The 3,848-nt window shown below is 72.9% G+C and carries 2 protein-coding genes; both read right to left on the reverse strand.

Going from position 1 to position 3,848, the window contains the following annotated elements; all coding sequences use genetic code 11:
• Positions 1-125: 125 nt before the first annotated feature.
• A complete protein-coding gene (locus EF903_RS29920) occupies positions 126-2,315 on the reverse strand; it encodes a putative bifunctional diguanylate cyclase/phosphodiesterase (RefSeq protein WP_399421991.1) in 2,190 nt (729 codons plus the stop codon).
• A gap of 53 nt (positions 2,316-2,368) precedes the next feature.
• Positions 2,369-3,199 carry an SAM-dependent methyltransferase gene (locus tag EF903_RS29925; protein WP_125548134.1) on the reverse strand — a complete coding sequence of 277 codons (831 nt, stop codon included), beginning with the start codon at positions 3,197-3,199 and terminating at the stop codon, positions 2,369-2,371.
• Positions 3,200-3,848 lie beyond the last annotated feature (649 nt).

Consider the following 3,848-nt stretch of genomic DNA (forward strand, 5'->3'; position numbering starts at 1 on the left):
TCCCCTCCCCGGGCTGACCTCACCCCGCGAGCGGCTCCCGCCCCCCGGCCCGGGCAGGGCCGCACGCCCGGCTGCAGAACAGGCAGGGCCCGGGCCGGGGGGCGGGAGCCGCTCGCGGGGTGAGGTCAGCCCGGGGAGGGGATGGCGTCGGCGAGGGTCAGGGCGTGGATGCGGTCCGGGGCGCCGGGGCGGGCGTAGTACCAGCCCTGCGCGGTGTCGCAGCCGAGTGCGCGGAGTTGGGCCGCCTGGGCTCCGGTCTCCACGCCCTCGACCGTGACGGCGAGTTCGAGGCTGTGGGCCAGGGCGACGATGCCCTCGACGATCTTGACGTCGACCGGGTTGGCGGGCTGCTGCTGCATCCCCTTGGTGAAGGAGCGGTCCAGCTTCAGCACGCTCACCGGGAGGCGGCGCAGGTTCGCGAGGTTCGAGTAGCCCGTGCCGAAGTCGTCGAGGGCGATGTCGACGCCGAGGTCGGCGAGGCGGCGCAACGGTTCCAGGAGATCGTCGTCCGCGCCGATCAGGGCCGACTCGGTGACCTCCAGGCAGAGGGCGCCCGGGGCGAGGCCGGCGTTCTCCAGAACCGCGACCGTGTCGGCGACCAGGCCGGGGTGGTGGAGCTGGGTCGGCGAGAGGTTGACGTTGACCCGCAGCGGCGAGCCTCCGTGTTCGCGCTGCCAGGTGCGGGCCTGGCGGACGGACTCCTCCAGCACCCAGCGGCCCAGCGGCACGATCAGACCGGTGCGCTCGGCCAGCGGGATGAAGCGGTCCGGGCCGAGTACGCCGTACTGCGGGTGCTCCCAGCGGACCAGGGCTTCCGCGCCGCGGACCGTGCCGTCATGCATGTGGACGAGCGGCTGGTACTCGATGAAGAACTCGCCGCGCTCCAAGGCCGCAGGGAGGGCGTTCGTCAGGCCGTGGCGGGTGATCGCGCGGGCGTCGGCCTCCGCGTCCGCGAACTCGAAGCGGCTGCCGCCGGCCGCCTTCGCCCGGTACATGGTGATGTCCGCGCTGCGCAGCACCTCCGCCGGAGTGCGCTCCCCGGCCGGGCCCTCGACGATGCCGATGCTGCCGCGGACGGACAGCTCGCGGCCCTCGATGCGGATCGGGGCCGACAGGGCCGACAGGATGCGGACGGCGAGCTCCGTCACCTTCTCCTGGGTGTCCGGGCCGGTGGTGAGCGCCACGAACTCGTCGCCGCCGAGCCGGGCGACGACCTCGCCGGGGCCCGTCGCGCAGCTCTGGAGCCGGTCCGCGACCTCCACGAGCAGCCGGTCCCCCGCCGAGTGGCCGAGGCTGTCGTTGACCGCCTTGAAGCCGTCGAGGTCGAGGTAGCACAGGCCGAAGCGGGTGCCGCCGCCGCTGAGGGCCTTCTCCAGGCGTTCGAAGAACAGCGTCCGGTTGGGCAGGCCCGTCAGTGCGTCGTGCGTGGCCTCGTACCGCAGCCGCAGGTTCAGCAGGCGCCGTTCGGTGGTGTCCTCCATCAGCGCCAGCTGGTACTGCGGGCGGCCCTCGGCGTCGCGCAGGAGCGACACGGTCAGGTTGGTCCACAGGACGGTGCCGTCGTGCCGGTAGTACGGCTTCTCGACGCGGTAGCTCTCCCGCTCGCCGCGGACGAGTTCGCCGTACATGCGCCAGACCTGCGGGGCGTCGTCGGGGTGGCCCCACTCGCTGACGTTGCGGCCGCGGACGTGGCCGCCCATGCCGCCGAACATCTGGAGCAGGGTGTCGTTGACCTCCAGCACGTTGCCTTCGAGGTCGGCGATCCCGATGCCGATCGCGGCGCCCTCGAAGACCGCGCGGAAACGTGCCTCGCTGGCGTGCAGGGCCTGCTGGGCGTCGATGCGCGCGGTGAGCGCGGAGCGGGCGATCGCCTCCTGCTCCCGCAGGGTGCGCTCGCGCAGGGCGCGGGCGAAGCCGGCGGCGATCTGGTGCTGGAGGCGGGCGCAGCGGGAGCGGTACTCCTCGGTGCCCTCCACCCCGACGCCGTCGGGCCCGCAGTACAGGACGAGGTAGGACTCGACGACGCCGAGCGTGCCGGCGAGCGCCTCTGGGTCGGTGCAGTGCACGGCGACGAGTTCGGCCCCGACCTGCTGGGCGACTGCCGCGTCGAACGGCCTGGCGTGCAGGGCCTCGGCGAGCGTGCGCGTCAGCGGCACCAGGTGCCGCTCGAACTCCGGGCGCGTCAGGGAGGTCGCCGTGAACGGGAAGATGGCGCGCCCCCAGATCGTGGCGAAACGCGCGATCCGGTCGCCCAGTCCGCTGTGCGGGGCGGCCTGCGGGCACGGGTGCGGGACGCGGGAGGGGCCGCCCTGCACGGGCTCCGCGTCCTTCGGGGTCGGTGTGCCGGAGGGCACCGCGGCCGTCGATCTCACGCCTTGCGTCCCACTCCGCCGTAGCCGGAGAACGCGTACGGGTCCTCCGGCATGTCTCCGTCCTGCGGGTCCGCGAGGCCGCCGGGCTGCCAGTTCGGCATCGACACGACGCCGGGGTCGACCAGTTCGAAGCCGTCGAAGAAGCGGGCGACCTCGTCGCGCGTGCGCATGACCAGCGGGTTGCGGATCTCGCGGTAGACGCCGACCGTGCCGCTGGCGACCTCCTCGGACAGCGGCATGCCCTCGTACGAGGCGTGCGTGAGGACGAGCAGGCTGCCCGGGGGAAGGGCGTCGCGGAGTTCGGCGACGGCGCCGTACGGGTCGTCGGCGTCCTCCAGGAAGTGCAGGACGGCGACGAGGAGCAGGGCCACCGGGCGGTCGAAGTCCAGCAGCCGCTCGACCTCGGCGGCGGTGAGGATGTCCTGCGGCTTGCGCAGGTCCGCGGAGACGACGCCGGTCTGCGTGTCGCCCTCCAGGACGGCGCGGCTGTGGGCGACCGCCACGGGGTCGTGGTCGACGTAGACGACGCGTGCGTCGGGGCTGGCGGCCCGGGCGACCTCGTGGACGTTGCCGAAGGTGGGGATGCCGGAGCCGATGTCGAGGAACTGGGTCACGCCCTGTGCGACGGCGTAGCGGACGGCGCGGCGCATGAAGGCCCTGTTCGCCTGCATGATCTTCGGCAGACCCGGCATGAATTCCATGGCCCGGCGGGCGGCCTGCCGGTCCACCTCGAAATTGTGGGAGCCGCCCAGGTAGTAATCGTAGATGCGGGACACGCTGGGCACCGATATGTCGATGCCTGGCGGGGCCCAGGTGGGGCGCTCCATCTCGGTCTCCAAGCCGTAGTCCGTGGCGGTCGTCCGCGAGGTCGGACACCTGTCCGAGCCGAATGTACTGATCATCGCCCAAGGGGGCGAGCAAAAGCGGAAATTGGTGATCCGTTCTTCATCACACACCAAAGACCTCTGCGGCCCCCCGCGCCACCGATGACGGAAACCGACACGTCCCTTTTGGGAATCGCCCGAGAGGCGATCACATCGGTTCGTTTCGTGGCTCAAACCTCTACGGTCCGTACAGCACCCGTTCAGGCGAACCAGGCCCGTGCCCCGCGTACGCGGGCGCGCGCGAGCCCATGCTGCCCGGGTGAACAGAGCCCGCACCCGGCGTTTGACCGTGATCCCGGCCCTGCTGTGGGCGGCCTTGTCCGCCACGCCGGCCGTGGCCGATAGCTGCGCCTACGCGACGATCGGCGACGGCGGCGCCGGGGGCGGCATCAGGCTGACCGCCGTCGCCGGCAGCGGCGCCGCACGAGCCGCCGGAGGTGGCGCACATCACGGCGGCGGTCCGTCGGATGTCGAGCCCCGCGCAGAGGACCGGAGCGTCGGCGGCGGCCGCGGAAACGGCCACGGCAAGGGGCGGGGGAAGGGCCACCGCTGCCACGGACACGGCCGCGGCCACCCGTGCCCGCCGCCTCCC

This window comes from Streptomyces sp. WAC05292 (genome assembly GCF_003949955.1).
GTDB lineage: Bacteria > Actinomycetota > Actinomycetes > Streptomycetales > Streptomycetaceae > Streptomyces > Streptomyces globosus.

Coding starts and splice junctions, on each gene's coding strand:
- EF903_RS29925 (WP_125548134.1), bottom strand. CDS start 3,199: ATGGAGCGCCCCACCTGGGCCCCGCCAGGCATCGACATATCGGTGCCC.